Raw genomic sequence first — 21,040 nt, 5'->3', positions numbered from 1 at the left:
GTAAGGAAATTGACAGAAATGTAAATGCAAATGATAACTCGTATCATTTGTATATTTGATCAGTAATGTATTGAAACCAGAGGAAAAGGAGGGGGATAGCCCGGCGCACTGCAGTGGTGCGCCGGGGGGAGGTCAGCGTTTCTGGATGTAAGTGATCGCCAGTGCCAATGCCAGCACCAGCCCTTTAATGATATCCATGGCGTAGTAGGGCACGGAGAGCATCACCAGGCCGTTTTGCAATACGCCCAGGATAATCGCGCCAACCAGGGTGCCCAGAGCATTAGGCTTGCCGGAGCCCGCCAGGGAGAAACCGATATAGGCTGCTGCTACCGCATCCATCAGGTAACCGCCACCAGCGTTAACCTGTGAGGAACCGATACGTGACGCCAGCAAAATACCGCCAAGGCCCGCCAGCAGGGAGGAAAGCATGTATGCGGTAACCCTGTAACGTACCGTGCGGATACCGGAAAGCCTGGCGGCCTCCGGGTTACCGCCGATGGCATACATCCGGCGGCCATGCTTGGTCAGCGACAGGAAAAGCTGCATGATCACCGTCACCGCCAGCATAATCAGCACGATCACCGGCACCTGGCCCAGCGTGGAAAACACTTCTGGGATCACGCCTTCGGCCATATCCCCGTTCGGCAGCACCATATTCTGGGTGATGGAGCCGCCGTAGCTGTAGGTCATGGCCACGCCCTGGATAACGAACAGACTGGCGAGCGTGGCGAGCATATCGGGGATCTTCAGCACCACGATCAAAAAGGCATTGAACAGGCCGACCAGCGTGCACAGCAGCAGCGTCAGCACGATGGCACCGGTAGTGCCGAAGCCGTACCAGGCAAACAGCGAGATCACCAGCGCATTAGCCAACGACGCCGTTGAGCCGACGGAGAGATCGAAGCCGCCCACAGAAAGTGAGATCGACACGCCAATGGCAATCACCGTCACGATGGCGATCGAACGCAAAATGTTGATGATGTTGTTGGCATCGAGGAAATTGTCGGAAGCCAGGCCAAACAGCGCGATCAAGGCGACAACGGTGAGCAACATCCCCCATTTATACAAAAACTCAAACAGCTGGTGGCGCCAGGGCAGAACGCTTTTCAGGGATAATTCTTTACTCACGCAGGAGTTCCTCCGGTGGAATACAGTAATAGGGTTTCTTCATCAATATCGGCGGCGCTGAGTTCCGCCACCACGCGGCCATCCCACAGCACGCAGATGCGGTCGCACAGGCCTACCAGCTCGGAAAACTCGCCGGAAGCATAGATAATGCCTTTGCCGTCACGTGCCAAACCGTCGATCAGCCGGAACAGATCCTGTTTGGCCTTGATATCCACGCCTTTGGTGGGTTCGTCAAAGATCAGTACGTCGGCGTTGCCACGTAACCATTTACCGATCGCCACTTTTTGCTGATTGCCACCAGACAGGCGAGCCAGCTTTTGCTGTGGGCCAGAGGCCCTCACGCCAAGCCGCTGCATAATCTCTAACGCCCAGCGCAGTTCTCGGCGGCGGCTAAACAGGCTCCAGCGGGAGAAGCTGTCATCGGCGCTGACGCTGAGGTTCATCGGGATGGCTTCGTTGATAAAAATGCCTTCCTTGCGGCGCTCTTCCGGCACCAGCGCCAGGCCTTGTGCTACCGAAAGATGTGGCGAATGCGGTGCCCAGGGTTTGCCGTGCAGCTCTCCCTGCGTCAATTTACTGGGGGTTGCGCCGAATAACGCTTTGCAAAGCTCGGTCTTACCTGCACCCGCCAGCCCGGCAATGCCTAGGATCTCCCCTTGATGCAGGGTTAAAGAGACGTCACGCAGTTTATGGCGATCGTGCAACCCCTCTACCCGCAGCAACGGGCGCGAGCCGTGCGGTGGGCGGGGGGCCGGAAAGATATCGTCCAGCGAATGGCCCAGCATTTTTTCGACGATCTGCTCACCGCTCAGGCCCTGCATGCTGCCTTCACCGGCATGACGACCGTCGCGCAGCACCGTCAAATGGTCGCAGACGGTTTTCAATTCGTGGATGCGGTGGGAAATAAACACGATGCCGATACCTTCGGCGCGCAGGCGGCGCACGATGTGGAACAGGCGTTCGCTCTCATTGCTGTCTAGCGGAGCCGTCGGCTCATCAAGCACCAGAAAACGGCAGCGGTGGGATAGCGCCCGGGCCAGCAGCACCTGCTGTTTCTCCGCCAACGTACAGGCTTCCAGGCGTTGGCGTGGGTTGATATTCAGCCCAAGCTGCTGCAACAGCGCGGCGGCCTGGCGATGCAACTGCCGCCAGTTCAGCAGATGGCCCGGCTGATTGAGCCAGTCCAGCATGATGTTTTCCGCGACGGACAGCGTGGGGATCAGCGCCACATCCACCTCCTGCTGCACCACCTGGATCCCGTGCTGGCGGGCCTGCAGCGGCGAATGAATATCGACCTTTTGGCCGTCGATAAAAATTTCACCCTGGTAATGGTTATGTGCGCCAGAGAGAATGCCCATCAGCGTGGATTTACCCGCGCCGTTGGCCCCCACCAACGCATGGGTCGAACCGCCTTGCAGCGTAAAATCGACGTTTTGCAGTGCGTTGAACCCGGCAAAGGCGATGGAGATATTACGCATCTCCAGGCGTGAAGCGGTGTTGGTCGGCATAGTTTGGCTGAAGACGTTGCGCCCCTCGTGTTTCAAATCGCGGCGTGGTGGCGGCAACGTGAAATTCATTTGGATGTATAGACGGCTAAAGAAACTCTTTTGTAACACGAATTGCCATTTTTGCAACATGCAAAATGCGCTTAACCCGATAAAAGCGGCTTGGCGGGGGGAGTAGGCTGTGCCCATGGCTAGGAGGTTGGATCTCTTTTTTCCCCTTAGGTCAGAGACCAAAGCGTATTTTGGGGCGAAAGTATGCGCAAGAACATGCTTGCGCATAGGGTATAAGCATAGAACAGTGCCTTTACAACGTTCGTAAGACCATTGTTCACCAGCCTCACAGCAGATAACGACTTCCGCTTCGGTGGCTGATGTTCTCAGCTACCTACCGAAAAACGTGAACAGTATATGGACGTCGCTTCACTATTGCCGAGGCATTAAACCTGGGTTAAAAAAGTAGTGTGGTATTAGGCACAGGTATTTAGTGATGCTTAACGAAACTGAACTATCTTAATGTCCGGTATCTGGATACCTGCCTTGAATACCACCGCTAGGCATTCCCTGAGCTTCTCCTATGTACTGAGTTAGTTGGGCTCTAAAACGTTCCATTAACCCTCGGTCCATCATAGTGTCAACAAATTCATCCAAATAGGCATTTGGATATTCCCAAATAGGCTTATAACCACCTTTAGGTTTGATATCAGTTCGTACAGGCCATTGATACCAGTGTTTTTGCTGTTCTTCTGATAACCACCAGTTTAAATAGAGTCGGGCAGCTGCCGGATGTTTTGTTTGTTTAAACATACAAGCTCTTTGGGCCCAGGCCATAAATGGATCTGTTTTGGGTATGATAAACCGGGCTTTATCCGTATTGTTTACTTCAAGATCACCAAATACGCCAAACGCTACAGATTTTTGTCCTGAATAGACTTGGTCTACAGGTTCTTGTCCACCTCTAACGAAGATTGGGTTTTGTTTCAAGAATTTCTCCAACCATTCCCAACCATATATTTCTATCACTTTCATAAATAAAAATTGAGTGGCGTCATCATCATTAGGGTAATCGAGAATTATTTTATCTTTCCATTTTGGGTCAAGATAATCATTTGCATCCACCGGAGGGTTAGGTGCAAGTTGTACATTTGAAAGATTTGAAAATGCGTTAACACATATACCAACCCATGCACCATCCTTATCTTTAAATTTATCATAGACTTTAGAAAATCCAGCTGGTTTATAGGGTTGTAAAACACCTTCGTTTTTCCATCGAGGATAATTCTGTAATTCTTGAAGGTGAGCAACATCAGCGGCTAATGTATTACTCTTTAGTTGCAGGTCGATACGCGCATCTTGAAATTTTGAAAAGTCGACATTCATTTTCAACTTCATTTTAGGAAAGCGTTTTCTAAATGCGTTTGCATTACCATCCTGTTGACCTACAGTATCTCCTCCGGCATAAACAGTAAGCTCGCCTCCCTCTATAATTGCTTCTTCATATAGTTCTTCAAGTGATTTAGTCTCCTCATCTACATGTTCAATAATATTAGAGGATGGCTTCATATTATCGGTATGGTGGGGATCTTTTGCAAAGGCTATTTTTGACAGTGGGGCGGCTGCACTAATAGCAATACCTAATTTCATAAAATCACGACGATCCATTACAGAACACTCCTTAGTAAACATACAGAGATATTTGATGATAAAACGTAATAAATTAACCTACAATATGGCTGATTTTCTAAAGGCATCCTTCCTATTTTAATAGTGTTGAATAAATTCACCGGATACATTTTTGATTTAAATCACTTCTCTATTTTTTCATTCTATGTGCGGGCGATTTTATTGATAGTGGATATTTTTGTCGGACTACATCATTAAAATTGAACTAGTGGATCATGGTTAGGAAACTCAATCGGGTAATGCATCCAATGAGTAGAATATGATAGGCGAGTGGCGCAGAGGTGACAGGCGGGCTACTGTTGCTTATATGATCTCGAGCGGTGCTCACATGCATATTGAGGGACACAGCTTACAACCCTAAGCGATCGCGCAAGGCATAGTAGGCGGCCCCTAGCGCGGTAAATGGCACCTGTAAATGGCGGCCACCGAAGAACGGCAAATGGGGGAGTTGGGCGAAAGCATCAAAGCGTTCCGCATCGCCGCGCAGCACTTCGGCAATCAGTTTGCCTGCCAGATGCGTCAAGGTCACGCCGTGGCCGCTGTCGCCTTGCAGGTAGTAAACGTTATTTTCCAGGCGGCCAAACTGCGGCAAGCGCGACAGGGTCAGCAGGAAATTGCCGGTCCAGCGGTAATCGATGCGCACCTTCTTCAACTGCGGGAAGGTTTTGAGCATCAAGGGCCGGATCCTGGCCTCGATATCCGCCGGATCCTGTGCGCCATAGACTACGCCCCCGCCGTATAACAAACGGTTGTCTGCCGTCAGACGGAAGTAATCCAGCAGATAGTTGCAGTCTTCAACGCAGTAATTATCCGGCAACAGGGAAAGGGCCATATCCGCAGATAAAGGCTCGGTGGTGATGATTTGTGACCCGCAAGGCATGCTCAGACGGCTGAGGCGGGGTTCCAGCTTTTCCCCCAGATACGCGTTGCCTGCCAGGATCACCAGATTGGCGCTGACGGAGCCAAGAGCAGTGTGTAGCTTGGCGGGTTGACCATAATCGATATGAGTGACCGCCGATTGTTCAAACAGCCGTCCACCATGGCGGCGGACCGCCTCGGCCTCACCTAGCGCCAGATTTAACGGATGCAAATGACCACCGTGGCGATCCAGCAGCCCGCCGACATAGCGTTCGCTGGCAACGGTGCGGCGCATGGTTTCCCCGTCCAGCAGTTCCAGTTGCGGGTGGCCATAACGCTGCCAATGCGCCATTTTCTCTGTTAACGCGTTGAATTGTTTGGTCGTTAAGGCGGCAGAAACCGCGCCGGGGCGATAGTCGCAGGCGATGGCGTAGCGATCGATTCGCTGGCGAATGATCTCCGCACCTTCAAACATCATGCTGCCGAGCATTGCCGCTGTCTGCTGGCCGTAGCGAGCCTCAATCACATCGATATCGCGGCTGTAGGAGTTGACCACCTGCCCGCCATTGCGCCCACTGGCTCCCCAACCGATGCGGGCGGCTTCCTGCACTACCACGTCGTAACCGGCCTCGATCAGGTGCAGTGCGCTGGAAAGTCCGCTAAAACCGCCACCGACAATGCAGACATCGCAGCGGATAGCCTCGTTCAGCTGGGGATAAGGAGCGTGGGGGTTGGCGCTGGCGGCATAATAGCTGGCAACATGTTCCATCATCACTCCTCCGGCGGATCTTGTCAGAAGGTGGTTGGGGTGTGTGCGCTGACGATCTTGCAAACGCGCGTTGAGGTATTGCTGAAGCTGTGGGGCATGCCGGTGTTGATGGCATAGCTCTGGCCAGCGGTCAGCAGATAGGTCTGGCCGTTGACCGTCAGCATAATCTCCCCCTCCAGCAGCGTGCCGATCTCTTCGCCCTGATGTTTGATCTTCTCACCGGTGGTGGTGCCCGGTTGATAGGTCTCCAGCATCATGGCCAGGCTGCGGGTAGGGCTGCCGTTATGCACCAGCTTCATCGAAACGCCCTGGCTGCCGATCTCGATCAGATCGTCCGGCTCGATCACCACTTTGGGTTCATCTGGCCGTTCAGGTTCAGCAAAAAATTCAGACAGCGATAGCCCATAGACCTTCAGCAGTTTCTGTAGCGTACTAATGGCAGGGCTGACTTTGTCCTGCTCAATGGTGCTGATGGCGCTGTGGGTTAATCCGGACAGTTCGGCGACCCTGCGCTGTGACAAACCCAAGTGCTGACGGATCTGCGACAGGCGCTTGCCTGGTGCCAAGCTGACTTCGCTCATAGCGGTAGTTCCTTCTGATAGGAGCGACAGGTTGGGATCACACCCGGAGCCGGGTACCTGTCTGAGTGATATCGAAACCACATGATATCGGTAGTTGGGCGGTCGTTGTAAAATATATTGCCCATGTTTCCCCCTGGTCTGGCGGAAGAAATTCTGTACCAACAAAGCGCAAACAACGCCTTTTCGGTCAATATTTTATCAATTTAGCAGTCCCTGGCGAATAATCAAACGCCATTGTAACATTTGCAAACCATTTATGTTAAAGCTATGTTTCATGTTATGGGTGTTATTTTGAGCGCCAGCCTGTGGCGCACTCTACAGAGAAATCAAACCATGTGTTAAGTCAATCGGCAAGCGGATGCGAAGGCATTCCCAAGAGCACAACGGCAGGTGATGTATGCAAACCAATAGCGCAGTAGTAGAAGATTTTGCACAGCATAATGAAGAAAGGCGAAGTAGCGCGTTCCAAAGTGAGGTTGCTCACTATTTGGAACGCCATCCTGCCACGCAGTATATCGATATCCTCCTCACCGATCTCAATGGTTCCTTCCGCGGTAAACGCATTCCCGTCTCCGGGTTGAAAAAAGTTGAAAAAGGCTGCTATTTCCCCGCCTCGGTGTTCGCTATGGACATTTTGGGCAACGTGGTCGAAGAGGCCGGATTGGGCCAGGAGCTGGGCGAACCGGATCGGATCTGCATGCCTGTGCCCGGTACGCTGACGCCGTCGGCGGCAGATCCGCAACACATTGGTCAGGTATTGCTGACCATGCTGGATGAAGATGGTACTCCCTTTGACGTTGAACCCCGCAATGTACTGAACCGAATATGGCAGGCGTTGCGCCAGCGCGGACTGTTCCCGGTGGTAGCGGTAGAGTTGGAGTTTTATCTCATCGATCGACAGCGAGACTCGGCAGGTTATCTGCAACCGCCGTGCGCGCCGGGCACTCAGGAGCGTAACGTACAGAGCCAGGTCTATTCGCTGGATAACCTCAACCATTTTTCAGGGGTGCTCAACGACATCGACACGTTGGCACAGATGCAAGGGCTACCGGCGGATGGTGCGGTGGCTGAAGCTTCCCCCGGCCAGTTCGAAGTAAACCTGAATCACACCGACAACGTGCTGCAAGCCTGCGATCATGCGCTGGCGCTGAAGCGGCTGGTGCGTCAGGTGGCCGAACATCACCATATGCATGCCACCTTTATGGCGAAACCTTATGAGGAATACGCGGGGAGTGGCATGCACGTCCATCTCAGCGTGGTAGACAGCGCGGGGAAAAACCTGTTTGCCGAAGCGGATGGCGAAGACTCGGCGCTGCTTGAGCGAACATTAGCCGGGATGATCGCCTTGATGCCCGCATCGATGGCGGTGTTGGCACCCAACGTGAATGCGTTCCGCCGTTTCCAGCCGGGGATGTATGTGCCGATCCAGGCGTCCTGGGGGCATAACAACCGTACCGTGGCGTTGCGTATTCCCTGTGGCGATGCGCAGAACCACCGCGTGGAGTACCGCGTTGCCGGTGCCGATGCCAACCCTTATCTGGTGGTGGCGACAATCCTGGCGGGGATGCTGTACGGGCTAGACACCGAATTACCGCTGCCTGAGCCGGTGACTGGCAACGGTTTGGAGCAGGAGGGGTTACCGTTCCCGATCCGCCAAAGCGATGCCCTGTACGAATTTGAGCATCAGCACGAACTGAAGCACTACCTCGGTGAACGCTTTTCACGGGTTTATCACGCCTGCAAAATGGGTGAACTGATGCAGTTTGAGAGATTGGTGACGGAAACCGAGATCGACTGGATGCTGAAAAATGCCTGATCTCAGGTACCCTGATGGCAATGAAGGGCCTTTTTCCTGATATTAAGCAAAAGAATTTGTATTAGAAGGTTTCAGGATCTTGTCTTTCTGTGATCTTATGGCAAAATACGCGAAATGCAGATAGCCGACGTTTTAACGCGTCGGTTATTTTTTTTGCATTATGTTTTACCAACGTGTGTTTCATACATCAAGCGAGGCCGGACATCGAGCCGGATAGATAAATAGGTTCGTCGCGATCAACCAAAACTTTATGGTCGTGACTCATGAGGATAAGAAAGATGGGGCAATTTTTCACTTTGGCACCGGTGCCCGCCGGTTTCCGTTGCGGTCGCAGCGATTATGGAGCAACACAGGCTTTTGTGCCTAGTTATCCAGCTTCCCTCATCCCCCTTTTAGAATTCAGTCGCACGTTGCGAAGTTTCCCCGCAACCTTGAGTCTTGGCGTGTCTATTATCCGCAAGACTGAAGGTAAGGGGGGGCTACGCGATGTCCGATAACATCATCACCGCCGCACCAGTTGCCGGCCAACGCGCCCAACTGCGTAAAACACTGACTTTAGTCCCGGTCGTCATGATGGGTCTGGCCTATTTGCAGCCCATGACCATCTTTGACACCTTCGGCATCGTCTCCGGCCTGACCGACGGTCACGTCGCGACCGCGTACGCCTTTGCTCTGCTGGCGATCCTGTTTACCGCCCTGAGCTATGGCAAACTGGTGAAGAAATTCCCTTCCGCCGGTTCTGCCTATACCTATGCCCAGAAAGCCATCAGCCCGCACGTCGGCTTTATGGTGGGTTGGTCATCACTGCTGGACTACCTGTTCATGCCGATGATCAACATCCTGCTGGCAAAAATTTACCTGGAAGCCATTTTCCCAGGAGTGCCTTCGTGGATCTTCGTTGCGGCACTGGTTGCCTTGATGACGGCGTTCAACCTGCGTGGCATCAAGCTGGTAGCCAACCTGAACTCCATTATCGTGGTGGTACAGGTGGCAATCATGATCGTGTTCCTGGGCCTGGTGATTAACGGTATCTCTCACGGTGAGGGTGCCGGTACGCTGGTGAGCAGCCGTCCGTTCTGGTCTGACAACGCGCACGTGGTGCCGATGATCACCGGTGCGACCATTCTGTGCTTCTCGTTCCTCGGCTTTGACGGCATCAGCTCGTTATCCGAAGAAACCAAAGATGCAGAAAACGTGATCCCGAAAGCCATCTTCCTGACGGCCTTGATCGGCGGCGTGATCTTTATCGTGGTGTCGTACTTCGTGCAGTTGTACTTCCCGGATATCTCGCGCTTCAAAGATCCTGACGCATCACAGCCGGAAATCATGCTGTATGTGGCTGGCAAGTTCTTCCAGTCGGTGATCCTGGTGTTCTCGTGCGTAACCGTACTGGCTTCCGGTATGGCATCTCACGCGGGTGTTTCCCGTCTGATGTACGTCATGGGCCGTGATGGCGTATTCCCGGAGCGTTTCTTCGGTTATGTGCATCCAAAATGGCGTACTCCAGCGCTGAACGTGCTGCTGGTTGGTGCGATTGCGCTGTCTGCCGTTTCGTTCGATTTGGTCACGGCTACGGCACTGATCAACTTTGGTGCTCTGATCGCGTTCACCTTCGTTAACCTGTCGGTGATCTCGCAGTTCTACATTCGCGAGAAACGTAATCGTACGCTGAAAGACACCTTCAACTACCTGATCCTGCCGGTGTTGGGGGCGTTAACCGTCGGTGCATTGTGGGTCAACCTGGAAGTCAGCTCGATGACGCTGGGCCTGGTCTGGGCGGCGATTGGCCTGCTGTATCTGACGTTTGTCACCCGCAGCTTCAGCCTGCCGGTGCCACAAGCAAGCGAAGACGTGGCTTAATCCACTCGCCTGCCTCGCGATAGCAAAAAGGGTTCCACATGTTGGAACCCTTTTTATTACTAACAAATCTTATCCGACTCGCTGTGGAGGGGCGCCGCATGCTGCGCCCGTTAATCAATGGAAAAGCACAGGGCTATCCCACTAACTGCTTACCGTAATCAAACAGCGCCTTCAGCAACGCCATCTTCTCTTTATCCCCTTCGTGCAGGTTGTACAGCGACTCCAGCTGCAAGATATAGCTCTGCACCCGTTCGGCACTCAGCACCTCTTGGCGGTGCTGCAACCAGCGGCGCTGCTCGGCGTCGTCCAGCGTATTGGGGTAGTTACGGGCCCGGAATCGGAACAGCAGCTCTTTCATCCGGCCATCGCTGAAGGTCAAATCCAGCGCGGGTAGATTCTGCGGTTTGGCTTGCTGAATGATCCTCATCGCCGCTTTGTCGGCATCGCTGAAGAAACCGTCGTACAGTTTGGCATCTACATCATCATTAGGGGTGAAAGGAGCGGCTTCGGCAAATATGGCTACCACTTTTTCACGGATCTCCGGGTGCTGGCGCAGCACCTTCAGATTCTCCAGACACGCCTGACGATCGATGCCTAGCCTGTCTGCATTTTCTGGCAGCAACGTCTTGGCCGGAGCCAGCACCGGGCATTTATTGATATGCACCAGCTTGATCGGCACCGGGGCCTGATCGGCAGCCAATTGATCGCGGCGGGTATAGAGACGTTCACGCAGCTCATCGGCATTCAGCTCCAGCAGCGGGGTAATATCCCCTGCCAGATCGCACATAATCACCGCATTTTTATTGTCTGGGTGCCAGGCCAGTGGTGAAACCCAACTGGTGTTACCCCGTGCCGCGCCAAACATGCCGGAAACGTGCATTAATGGCGTCATTTCCGCGACGTCGATCAGCGCATTGAGCTTGTGTTTGTTGCGATGCTGCAACAGGTAGTCAAATAACCTTGGCTGCGCCTGTTTGACCAGCTTGGCCATGGCAATGGTGGCATGGACATCGGACATTGCATCGTGAGCGTGCTCGTGTTCAACGCCGTTGGCACGCGTCAGATGTTCCAGACGGAAGCTGGGGAAGCCATCTTCATTTTCTGGCCAGATGATGCCTTCCGGGCGTAGGGCGTAGCAGGCACGCATCACGTCTAGCAGATCCCAGCGCGAATTGCCGTTTTGCCAGCTATAGGCGTAAGGGTCGTAGAAGCTGCGGTAAAAGATGTTGCGGCTGACTTCATCGTCAAAGCGGATATTGTTGTAACCCAGAATACAGGTGCCAGGGACGCTGAACGCCTCATGAATACGGCGGGCAAACTCGGCCTCGTTAACGCCTTTGGCCAGCGCCAACTGAGGCGTGATGCCGGTGATCATCACCGCCTCGGGGTCGGGCAGGTAGTCATCGGCTGGCGCACAGTAAAACACCTGCGGTTCTTCGATAATGTTGAAATCCATATCGGTACGCACTCCGGCAAACTGCGCCGGGCGGTCCATTGACGGGCTTTTGCCGAAGGTTTCGTAGTCGTGGATGTAGAATGTGGCCGGTGCCTTGCTGCTCAAAGTCGCATCTCTTGTTGGCGTAGGGAATAGCCCTATTGTAACGGCGCGATCACCGATGCCAAGTATTGGTTAATGCTTAACGTTAAATTGAGTGGTGCTGTCCAGTGCGATAGAAGTTCAGCCGTTGCTGAAAGTAGCCGCGTAGATGCGTGGGGACGTGCGTTTCGGCGCTTTCCCACTCGGCGGCGCAGCCGTAGCGTTCGCTATAAATAACTCTTAGTGCCAGCAAATCGGTTTGGATCTTTTCACGTTCTTGCTGGGGTAGGCCATCCAGTGGTCGTGGCATGTCTTTCTCCCTATTCGATAGCGCATAATATGAGGCTAAAGAGAATTTGTCGCTACCTCATTCTGGGCAGAACCTTCACAGGGCCTGTGCCAGAGTGGGATGGTGCTTTACTGGCTTGATGCTCATCGCTTGTTCTTGCTGGCCATGATCGTGCTGATGATCCAGAGATTTTGCATAGGTATACAGACCGCTAATCAGAGCCAGCCAGAATAGCGTGCAAACGGTTAATACAGTCAGCCAGACCTTTTGGTTGTAGCTCATGATAGCTCCTAAAAAGTGCATGGGATTAATCTCGTTAATTAAATCAGAGACAACATAAATGTTAATTAAACAAACGGAATAAAAGATGCGCTGAGCTGTTACTAATTGCCTGTGAGTGTTTCAGGATATTCATTAAGGCAATATTAGGGGAAGTCGTTACGTAATCAGTTAATTTCTATTTACTTCTGGTTTATAAATATAGGCATACACTCCACTTCATTCAATGCAAATGTAGGTGTGTAAGATGAAAACGTTACTGTTGACTGGGGCGACTGGCTTTCTTGGTGGTGCGGTGCTTGAAAAGTTACTGACAGAAAATCAAAAGGTTAACTATCTATTATTGGTGCGTGCGGAAACCGAAGAACAGGGCTTAAACCGTATTTTCACTAATATGGAAAAGTTCAATATAGATAAAAACATTCTGAGTAAGCTGACGGTAAAGAATATTTTACTGGGTGACTTAAGCGAGCCTGAATATTTTTTGTCTGACGCCCGTATTAACAAGGTAACTCATGTTGTTAACTGTGCCGCGGTGGCGTCATTTGGTAATAACCCACTTATTTGGAAGGTTAACGTTGAAGGCACGCTGGCATTTGCGCAGCGAATGGCTCAGGTGGTTGGATTAAAACGTTTTCTGCATGTGGGCACGGCAATGTCTTGCGCACCTCAGGTGGGTTCGTTGGTAGCAGAAAGCGCCGAGTTTGAAGAAACTGCCGAACACTTGGTGGAATATACCCGCTCCAAATCGACCATCGAGCAACTGATGCGGCAAACCTGCCCGCAACTGCCGCTGGTGATCGCCCGGCCCTCGATCGTGGTGGGGCATACGCAGTTGGGTTGCAAACCCTCCAGCAGTATTTTCTGGGTGTTCAGTATGGCGTTGATGCTGCGTAAGTTTATGTGTTCGCTGCAAGATAGTATTGATGTGATCCCGGTGGACTATTGCGCCGATGCGTTAGTGATGCTGCTCAACCGAGATAGCTTGGATAACGATGTTTACCATATCTCGGCGGGGGAGGAGAGCAGCGTCAGTTTTGCGGATATCGATTATGCCATCGCCGCCGCACTAGAGGAGCCACCGGTGGGCGATCGCTATGCGCAGGTCAGCTACGAAGCCCTGCTGCAAATGCGCAAACAGTTGAAGGATATCTTCGGGCCGTGCAATGAGCGCCTGATGTTGAAAGCGATGCGCCTGTACGGCTCCTTTGCGATGCTGAACGTGCGCTTTAGCAACGAAAAAATCCTCAAGTTAGGCATGCCTAAGCCGCCACGCTTTACCGATTATATTGGCCGCTGCGTGCAATCAACCCGCGGGTTGTCGATACCGCAGCAAATGGCGGTGGATTTTAAATAGCGGCTGGGGGGCGTGACGCAGGGGCGCCGCATGCTGCGCCCGCTTTCAGGATCTTACCAGGAGGAGGATGACCAGAATACCCGGCCCAGCACCACCAGTTGCTCTTTGCGCTGTGGATAGCTGAGCCGTTCATCCTGGTACTCTTCCCGATTTAAAGAGCGAATGACCACGCCACCGTCGGGCTGCTCAATCAGGATCTTGACCCGTAACAGATTGCCGTGGCGGATCGCATAGGTTTTCCCTTCGCGGATGCGGGTATCGACGGTATTGATACCCACCACATCGCCATCCTGCAATCGGGGTTCCATGCTGGAACCTGAGATGCGGATAATGCGTGCCGCGTTCACCGGCACCCCCATCTTGTGCAGATAGTAGCGGCGGAAGATCAGCGAGAACTCTTCGCTATCGACAATTTCGTAGCAGCCGTCACCGGCGGAGAAATCGATATCCAGCAATGGGATCTCCACAAACTCTTCCTTGTCCTGCTCGGTATCTTCCCATACCACGGGTTTGAGCCGTGCCGGTTGGAAATCCGATTCGGCCGCCACGTTGGCAAACGGCTGTTCCAGCGCCTTCTCATGGAATACATCGAACCAGCCTTTGGGCAAGCCGAGTTTGGCCTCAATGCGTCTGGCGAGGTTGTCGCCCAGGTTGCGGGAGGATTTTTCACCGGTGATCTGGCTCAGCGTTGGCGCAGAAGATCCCACCAGGATGGCAAACTCATTCTGGTTGGTGCCTTGTCGGGCGAAACGTGCCATCAGATCGCGCAGGTTGTTGCGCCTGATTTCTTTGGTTTCCATGCGCCGATGATCTCACTCTTTAGCAAAAAGGTAAATCCTTCGCCGCTAAAATCTTTAGCGTCAACCTAAACCCATTCCTAATCAGGAAACATCTTTCAACAGCTTGTGTTGTACGTCAGCCGCAATGTTCCACTAAAATAAGGGTTTTACAGCAGGGTTGGTGGGGACAAGCGTGCGTCTGGATAGAAAAATCTCTTCTTTTGAACATCTGATCTACCGTAATTACCGTATCGTCCACGGGGTACGGATCGGGTTGGCCTTTATCCTGACCTTTCTGTTGATCCGTTTGCTGGCGGTGCCGGAAGGTACCTGGCCGTTGATCACGCTGATCGTCGTGATGGGGCCGATCTCTTTTTGGGGTAACGTGCTGCAACGGGCGCTGGAACGTATTGCCGGTACGGTGTTTGGTGCGGCTTCTGGCCTGATTGCGCTATACCTGGAGCTGTATTCACTGCCGGTGATGCTGGCCTGGTGCGGGGTAGTGATGTTTGCCTGCGGCTATCTGACGCTGGGCAAACGGCCCTATATGGCGTTGCTGGTGGGCATTACGCTGGCAGTGGTCATCGGTGCTGGGGCCGGCGATATATCTATCGCACTGTGGCGCAGTGGCGATGTGATTTTTGGTTCGTTGCTGGCGCTGTTGTTTACCAGCATCTACCCGCAGCGGGCTTATGTGCTGTGGCGAATGAAAATGGCGGATTGCCTGGAGACGGTAGGGAAGATCTACGGCGCTTACCTTTCACCCAACATGATTGAGCGGCCCCGGCTGGAGCCTAGGCTCAAAAACTTGCTGGGCGATGTGGTGAAGCTACGCACACTGATCGCCCCCGCCAGCAAAGAGACTCATATCGCCAAACCGGTCTTTGAAGCGGTACAGACCCTGAGCCGCAATCTGGTTTGCACGTTGGAGCTGTTAGCCGATGCTTACTGGGCCTCGCGTGAAACCCATTTTATTATGCTCAATGCCAAAACCTTGCGTAGTTCACAGTTGTTGACGCAGCGCGCTATCGAATCGCTGGCGAATATTATGCGAGATGGTGAGCCCCTGCATGCGCAGGTCATTGCCGGGGAACTGAGCGATATCTCCGCAGAGCTGAAGACATTAATGCAAGAGGCCAGTGCTGCTCAACTCAGCGAAGCCCCTATCTATGGCTATGTCTGGCTGAGCATGGAACTGGCGCAGCAGTTGGAAGAGTTGGGCGATCTGCTCAAGGTCTGTACGGCCAATACTCAGGAATAGTGGATCAGATCATGAAGCAGGTGCATCAGGATAGGGTCAATGCGCTAAAGTGGGTAAGATAAGGCAATGACAGTTGTGTCTGACGGCCACAACCCTGTATCTTGGTATCATTGTGGCCGTAAGCAAATGAATCTGTGTATTACTAAAGCAAGGGTATGAAGATGGATAATGCAAATAAGCCGAGTTTCCAGGACGTTCTGGAGTTTGTGCGTATGTTCCGCCGTAAAAACAAGCTACAGCGTGAAATCGTCGACAACGAAAAGAAAATTCGTGACAACCAGAAGCGTGTGCTGCTGCTCGACAACCTGAGCGAGTACATCAAGCCGGGCATGAGCATTGAAGACATTCAGGGCATCATCGCCAACATGCGCGGTGACTATGAAGATCGCGTTGATGATTACATCATCAAAAATGCCGATCTGTCGAAAGAACGTCGCGATCTGTCCAAAAAGCTGAAAGCGATGGGCGAAGTGAAGTAATTCGCGTCAAACAGGGCTGGGGATCTCCCGGCCCTGCATCTTTTCAGGGGGGCAGCGCCCTGAATGACCTTAAAGAATAACGATATGTTACCGTGCTATAGCAAATCTGCTTAAAGCCGCTACGCTAATGTTATAAATAGACTTTGCCCAATCGATTTCAAGCGGTCGCTTGAAGGATGACGGGTATAAATTTCTTCGCCAGCAGAGGCTGTCATCGATGGCAGAACCGCAACTCAGCACCTTTCTCAACCTGGACGAGACGCTTCATCCTCCCCGTATCTTGGCATCTGGGGATTGGGTGTTGGCACATTATCGCCTGTTGGAACCCGCCGTTGGGCAACTGCAAACCCGCTTGCCGGCGGATGTGGTGTTCGATCTCAGCCAACTGGGCAGCCTGGATACGGCAGGTGCCACCTTGCTGGTCAATCTGCTGGGTGACCAACGGATATCCGATCTCAAACAGTTAGCCCCCACGCTCCCTGTGGAACGCCGCGTGCTGCTGGAAACCGTTGGCCGTGCCTTGCAAGGATTTACGCCACCACCGGCAGAAAAGCCGCCCGGTCTGGCAATCGAACTGCTGGCCAACGTCGGCCGGTCGATGGAGAGTTTCTGGCACAACCTGGTAGCCCTGCTGGGGTTTATCGGCCTGACGTTGCAAACCCTGTTTGCCAATCTGCTACGCCCTACGCGCTGGAGGCTCACCTCGCTGGTGGCCAATCTCCAGCAAATCGGCCTGAACGCGGTGCCGATCATTATGCTGCTGACCTTCCTGGTAGGTGCAGTCATCGCTTTCCTGGGGTCAACCGTCCTGTCTACCTTCGGTGCCAGCATTTTTACCGTGCAACTGGTGGTGTTTTCCTTCCTGCGAGAGTTCGCAGTGTTGCTGACGGCCATCTTGATGGCGGGTCGTACCGCCAGCGCCTTTACCGCAGAACTCGGGCTGATGAAGGCCAATGAGGAAATAGATGCTATTCAGGCGATGGGGCTGAACCCGGTTGAACTGCTGGTGCTGCCGCGCGTGCTGGCGTTGCTCCTGGCGTTGCCGATGCTGACCTTCATCGGCATGATTAGCGGCATCTTTGGCGGCATGGTCGTCTGCGCCTTGACGCTGGATATCTCACCGACCATGTTTTTAACCATCATGCAGAGCAGTGGTGGTTTTCAGAACTTCCTGGTGGGGATGAGCAAGGCGCCGGTATTTGCGTTCCTGATCGCCATTATCGGCTGTCTTGAAGGGTTTAAAGTCAGCGGTAGCGCCGAGTCGGTAGGGGCACATACCACCGCCAGCGTCGTGCACTCAATCTTTGTGGTGATCCTGCTGGATGCGGTCGCTGCACTGTTCTTCATGGAGATGGGCGTGTGAGCCAGACGACCCCGGAAGCCATTATTCGCATCCGTAAATTGCGAAACTGTTTTGGCACCCAATGCGTGCATGTGGACCTCGATCTGGACGTGCGCCGAGGAGAGATCCTGGGCGTGGTAGGCGGTTCGGGCACTGGCAAATCCGTGCTGTTGCGCAGCATCGTTGGTCTACGCCGTCCAACCGCCGGCCAGATCCACGTCTTTGGCGAGGATCTGATGGAGCTTTCTGGTACGCGCCGCTCCGTGCTGGAAAGGCGATTTGGCGTGCTGTTTCAGCGCGGTGCCTTGTTCAGCTCACTGACGGTGACCGAAAACGTGGCGTTGCCGCTGATTGAATACGCAGGCTTACCGCGCCGAGATGCCGAGCAATTGGCACAGGTGAAGTTGGCGCTGGCCGGGCTGCCTGCCAGTGCCGGCAACAAGTATCCGGCCTCGCTTTCTGGTGGCATGGTCAAGCGTGCCGCGTTAGCCCGAGCGCTGGCGTTGGATCCGGAAATCGTATTTCTGGATGAGCCAACGGCTGGGCTGGATCCCATCGGCGCTGCCGCCTTTGACAGCCTGATCCGTACGCTGCGTGATGCCTTGGGGTTAACGGTGTTTTTGGTTACCCACGATCTCGATACGCTTTATACAATCTGTGACCGGGTTGCGGTACTTTCGCAGAAGAAGGTGCTGGTGGTGGATACGCTGGAGGTGGTAGCCGCTACTGACGATGCCTGGATCCAAGAATATTTCCACGGCCCGCGTGGGCGGGCGGCACAGCAGGCCGTAACGAATATCCCAGAGAGGCAATAACAAATGGAAACCCGTGCGCATCATGTCTTGATTGGTTTATTTACGCTGATTATTTTCACCGCCGTGCTGCTGTTCAGCCTGTGGCTGACCAAGTCCGGCACCGATCGCCAGTTCAAGCAGTACGATATCGTGTTCAATGAAGCCGTTAGCGGCCTATCACAGGGCAGCACGGTCAATTACAGTGGGATCCGCGTGGGCGAAGTCACTCAGCTGCGATTGGATCCCAACGTGCCGACCAAAGTCTGGGCGCGTATTCGGGTCACGGCCTCTGCACCGATCCGCCAGGACACCCAGGCTCGCCTGGCGATAGCTGGTATTACCGGTACGTCCAATATCCAGCTCAGCGGTGGCAGTGAAACCAGCCCGTTGCTGAAGGGAGAGGATGGGGCAATCCCGGTGATTATCGCCACGCCATCGCCGTTGACTCAGTTGCTTGCCAATGGCGAAGATGTGATGACTAATGTCAACGAGGTGCTGGTACGCCTGAATCAACTGATGACGCCGGATAATCAGCAACGGTTGGTGAATACGTTGGATAATCTGGAACAGATTACCAATACCGTGGCGGGGCAGCGTGAAGATATCCGCACCATCTTGCAGCAACTGGCGTTGGTGACCAAGCAAAGCAACGATACGCTGGCGCAAACCAATCGGCTGGTGCGTAATGCTAACGTGCTGCTGGACGGGCAGGGCAAGCAACTGGTCGCCAATGCGGCTAATACCATGGCATCGCTTGAAAAAACCACCGCGCTGCTCAACAAGCTGATTGGCGAAAATCAGCAGTCACTGAATAGTGGCATCCGGGGATTCAACGATCTTGGCCCGGCGGTAGATGAATTACGCAGAACCTTATTGACCTTACGCGGTGCCATGAGCCGCCTGGAAGAGAACCCGTCCGCCTTGCTCAGGGGCCGCGAACGTACCAAGGAGTTTACCCCTAAATGATTAAGCTAAAACTTCGCCAGACGCTACGGTTGTTGGTGCTGGTAGCCGTGATGCCGCTGGCCGCCTGCACTATTTTGCCGGAAAGCCCGATACAGCAGGTGTATTTGCTGCCAGCCCAGCCAGTGGCCGTGGCAGGGGGCCAGGCGTCTGAACGCTCGGTACGTATCGTGCAGCCCAATACCAGCCAGTTCTTGAACGGTACGCGTATTGCTGTGCAGCCTCAGGGCGCGGAGATCACCTCTTTTAGCGGTTCGCGCTGGAGCGATCCGGCCCCGCTGTTGTTGCGTAATCGCCTGATCCAGGAGTTCCGCACTAACGGCCATTTCCGCTCGGTGAGCAGCGACGATGACAATTTACAGGCGGATCTTGAGCTGGGCGGCGATTTATCCTCCTTCCAAGGGATCTATAACGGAGATCGGGGCGAAGTGGTGATCCGCTTTGATGCTCGCCTGGTACGCACCTCCGATCGCCGAGTGATGGCCAGCCGTAGTTTTGCGGTTCGCGAGCCGATCCACGGTACATCGATGGACAACGTCGTGCAGGCCTTTGGCCTGGCCAGCGATAAGCTGGCAGCGCAGACGCTGGCATGGGCGCGCCAGCAGGCGGCTAATTAAGACTCGTCGGCCATGGCCTTTAACCACTGGATAAAGGCGTTGATTTTAGGCCATTGCCGGTCCGAGAGCGTGGAAATGTAGTAGCGCTGTGCGCATTGCATTTCCATGCCGGGGAAGGGCGCGATAAGTTCGTTATTCTCCAGGCGCTTACTCACCAACTTCTTGCGGCCCATGGCAATTCCCACGTGGTTCATGGCCGCGATCACTGCCAGATCCGAACGATCAAACCCCATACCGCGCTGGCCTTCGGCAAATTCCAGATCAAAGTGTTTGGCCCAGGTATTCCACTCCCCGATGTCCGAGTCGTAACTCCATGCCTGACGATCGTGCAATAACGTGCAACGCCGCAGGTTGGCGGGGTTACCCACTAGCTCATGGCGTTCTGCGTACTCCGGGCTGCATACGGGCACGATCGACTCATCCATCAAATGCTGGCAATCGAGTTTCTCCGGCGTTTTGTCATCAAAATAGATCGCCAGATCGATCCCCGCACCGTGGAAGTTCACCATCTCGTTGCCGGTGAGAATATTCAGGCTGATGGCCGGATATTGGCGATCGAAGTCCGCCAGCTTGGGCACCAGCCAGCATTGGGCAATCGACGGGCGTGAGTAGATGGTCAGGGTACCAGACAGCTCCTGGCTTTTAATCTCCAGTATTTCCTGATTGAGATAGCTGAGTGACGATTTCAACACCCAGAACAACCGCTCGCCCTCGGGGGTCAGTTCGATCCGGCGGTGAAAGCGCTGGAATAGCTTAAAACCCAGCTCGGCTTCCAGGTTGTTGAGCCGATGGCTGACGGCGCTGGGGGTGATTGCCAACTCTTCGGCGGCCAGCACGAACGAACCTTGCCGCGCGGCAATCTCAAACGTATGCAGCTTGGCTAGCTGATAGCCATTCAGGTGTCTGTTGCGGGCGAGTTGGTGCTTGTCGTCGTACATGGTTATCGCCTGTGAAATAAACCAGATTATATCGAAGCCGGAGACTTAAAGATGAAGCAATGTGAGTCAAAGACAGAAATAGTGCCAAATGTTGACCGAAATCACCTGATTGATTGAATCTGGCTCATGTGAAGAGGCATTTTGATCGTTTGTCAGCGCTGGGGCGTTAGTTTCCAATAGGAGTGAAATTTATCCTGGAAGGACGCTG

General features: G+C 53.6%; 19 protein-coding genes. 9 read left to right on the top strand and 10 right to left on the bottom strand.

What is annotated here, in order from left to right:
• Nucleotides 1-132: 132 nt before the first annotated feature.
• The 5 genes from N6G83_RS24880 to puuR all read right to left on the bottom strand — a co-directional run bounded on the left by N6G83_RS24880 (nucleotide 133) and on the right by puuR (nucleotide 6,521).
• Nucleotides 133-1,128: an ABC transporter permease gene (locus N6G83_RS24880; protein ID WP_211135759.1), complete on the bottom strand. Its 996-nt coding sequence runs from the start codon at nucleotides 1,126-1,128 to the stop codon at nucleotides 133-135.
• On the bottom strand, nucleotides 1,125-2,636 hold the full coding sequence (locus tag N6G83_RS24875) for a sugar ABC transporter ATP-binding protein (RefSeq protein ID WP_211135765.1): 1,512 nt from the start codon (nucleotides 2,634-2,636) through the stop codon (nucleotides 1,125-1,127). Before N6G83_RS24875 ends, N6G83_RS24880 begins: the two co-directional genes overlap by 4 nt.
• Before the next feature lie 507 nt (nucleotides 2,637-3,143).
• A complete protein-coding gene (locus N6G83_RS24870; RefSeq protein WP_248006634.1) occupies nucleotides 3,144-4,292 on the bottom strand; it encodes an ABC transporter substrate-binding protein in 1,149 nt (382 codons plus the stop codon).
• A 370-nt stretch (nucleotides 4,293-4,662) separates the two neighbouring features.
• Nucleotides 4,663-5,943, bottom strand: coding sequence for an FAD-binding oxidoreductase (locus N6G83_RS24865; RefSeq protein ID WP_211135888.1), 1,281 nt, complete (start codon nucleotides 5,941-5,943; stop codon nucleotides 4,663-4,665).
• 20 nt (nucleotides 5,944-5,963) lie between these two features.
• Nucleotides 5,964-6,521 carry an HTH-type transcriptional regulator PuuR gene (gene puuR / locus N6G83_RS24860; RefSeq protein ID WP_021805845.1) on the bottom strand — a complete coding sequence of 186 codons (558 nt, stop codon included), beginning with the start codon at nucleotides 6,519-6,521 and terminating at the stop codon, nucleotides 5,964-5,966.
• Between the two features lie 397 nt (nucleotides 6,522-6,918).
• Between puuR and N6G83_RS24855 the strand changes: the two genes are divergently transcribed.
• Nucleotides 6,919-8,337: a glutamine synthetase family protein gene (locus N6G83_RS24855; protein ID WP_211135887.1), complete on the top strand. Its 1,419-nt coding sequence runs from the start codon at nucleotides 6,919-6,921 to the stop codon at nucleotides 8,335-8,337.
• Nucleotides 8,338-8,823: 486 nt separating this feature from the next.
• Nucleotides 8,824-10,197, top strand: a complete 1,374-nt coding sequence (locus N6G83_RS24850) for an APC family permease (protein ID WP_211135886.1) — start codon at nucleotides 8,824-8,826, stop codon at nucleotides 10,195-10,197.
• A 133-nt stretch (nucleotides 10,198-10,330) separates the two neighbouring features.
• Here the strand turns inward: N6G83_RS24850 and sbcB are convergent, their stop codons facing one another.
• The 3 genes from sbcB to N6G83_RS24835 all read right to left on the bottom strand — a co-directional run bounded on the left by sbcB (nucleotide 10,331) and on the right by N6G83_RS24835 (nucleotide 12,305).
• Nucleotides 10,331-11,758 (bottom strand): exodeoxyribonuclease I, encoded by a 1,428-nt coding sequence (gene sbcB, locus N6G83_RS24845; protein WP_211135885.1) that lies wholly within the window; start codon nucleotides 11,756-11,758, stop codon nucleotides 10,331-10,333.
• An 82-nt stretch (nucleotides 11,759-11,840) separates the two neighbouring features.
• Complete coding sequence (locus N6G83_RS24840; RefSeq protein WP_211135884.1) at nucleotides 11,841-12,044, bottom strand: DNA polymerase III subunit theta; 204 nt, start codon at nucleotides 12,042-12,044, stop codon at nucleotides 11,841-11,843.
• Nucleotides 12,045-12,119: 75 nt separating this feature from the next.
• Entirely contained in the window at nucleotides 12,120-12,305 is a 186-nt protein-coding gene (locus tag N6G83_RS24835; protein WP_065683230.1) for a hypothetical protein, read from the bottom strand.
• 244 nt (nucleotides 12,306-12,549) lie between these two features.
• On the opposite strand from N6G83_RS24835, the gene N6G83_RS24830 reads away from it, so the two are divergent.
• Nucleotides 12,550-13,659, top strand: a complete 1,110-nt coding sequence (locus N6G83_RS24830; RefSeq protein WP_065683231.1) for an SDR family oxidoreductase — start codon at nucleotides 12,550-12,552, stop codon at nucleotides 13,657-13,659.
• Nucleotides 13,660-13,712: 53 nt separating this feature from the next.
• Here N6G83_RS24830 and N6G83_RS24825 read toward each other — a convergent pair whose 3' ends face one another.
• Complete coding sequence (locus N6G83_RS24825) at nucleotides 13,713-14,459, bottom strand: helix-turn-helix transcriptional regulator (RefSeq protein ID WP_065683232.1); 747 nt, start codon at nucleotides 14,457-14,459, stop codon at nucleotides 13,713-13,715.
• A 172-nt stretch (nucleotides 14,460-14,631) separates the two neighbouring features.
• On the opposite strand from N6G83_RS24825, the gene N6G83_RS24820 reads away from it, so the two are divergent.
• The 6 genes from N6G83_RS24820 to N6G83_RS24795 all read left to right on the top strand — a co-directional run bounded on the left by N6G83_RS24820 (nucleotide 14,632) and on the right by N6G83_RS24795 (nucleotide 19,894).
• A complete protein-coding gene (locus N6G83_RS24820) occupies nucleotides 14,632-15,699 on the top strand; it encodes an FUSC family protein (RefSeq protein ID WP_024528075.1) in 1,068 nt (355 codons plus the stop codon).
• A 161-nt stretch (nucleotides 15,700-15,860) separates the two neighbouring features.
• Entirely contained in the window at nucleotides 15,861-16,178 is a 318-nt protein-coding gene (gene tmaR, locus N6G83_RS24815) for a PTS system regulator TmaR (RefSeq protein WP_024528076.1), read from the top strand.
• Nucleotides 16,179-16,395: 217 nt separating this feature from the next.
• Nucleotides 16,396-17,541, top strand: coding sequence for an MlaE family ABC transporter permease (locus N6G83_RS24810; RefSeq protein WP_024528077.1), 1,146 nt, complete (start codon nucleotides 16,396-16,398; stop codon nucleotides 17,539-17,541).
• The gene (locus N6G83_RS24805; RefSeq protein ID WP_024528078.1) at nucleotides 17,538-18,335 is read left to right on the top strand and encodes an ABC transporter ATP-binding protein; all 798 of its coding nucleotides are present in this window, start codon (nucleotides 17,538-17,540) and stop codon (nucleotides 18,333-18,335) included. The genes N6G83_RS24810 and N6G83_RS24805 overlap by 4 nt, the downstream gene beginning before the upstream one ends.
• Before the next feature lie 3 nt (nucleotides 18,336-18,338).
• A complete protein-coding gene (locus N6G83_RS24800) occupies nucleotides 18,339-19,280 on the top strand; it encodes an MlaD family protein (RefSeq protein WP_024528079.1) in 942 nt (313 codons plus the stop codon).
• On the top strand, nucleotides 19,277-19,894 hold the full coding sequence (locus N6G83_RS24795) for an ABC-type transport auxiliary lipoprotein family protein (protein ID WP_260524041.1): 618 nt from the start codon (nucleotides 19,277-19,279) through the stop codon (nucleotides 19,892-19,894). The genes N6G83_RS24800 and N6G83_RS24795 overlap by 4 nt, the downstream gene beginning before the upstream one ends.
• Here N6G83_RS24795 and dsdC read toward each other — a convergent pair.
• Nucleotides 19,891-20,832 carry a DNA-binding transcriptional regulator DsdC gene (gene dsdC / locus N6G83_RS24790; protein WP_211135882.1) on the bottom strand — a complete coding sequence of 314 codons (942 nt, stop codon included), beginning with the start codon at nucleotides 20,830-20,832 and terminating at the stop codon, nucleotides 19,891-19,893. The genes N6G83_RS24795 and dsdC overlap by 4 nt on opposite strands.
• Between the last annotated feature and the right edge of the window lie 208 nt (nucleotides 20,833-21,040).

This window comes from Serratia sp. PL7 (assembly GCF_945957435.1).
Note: the sequence above shows the minus strand (reverse complement) of the source record. Positions and strands in the feature narration are given on the sequence as shown.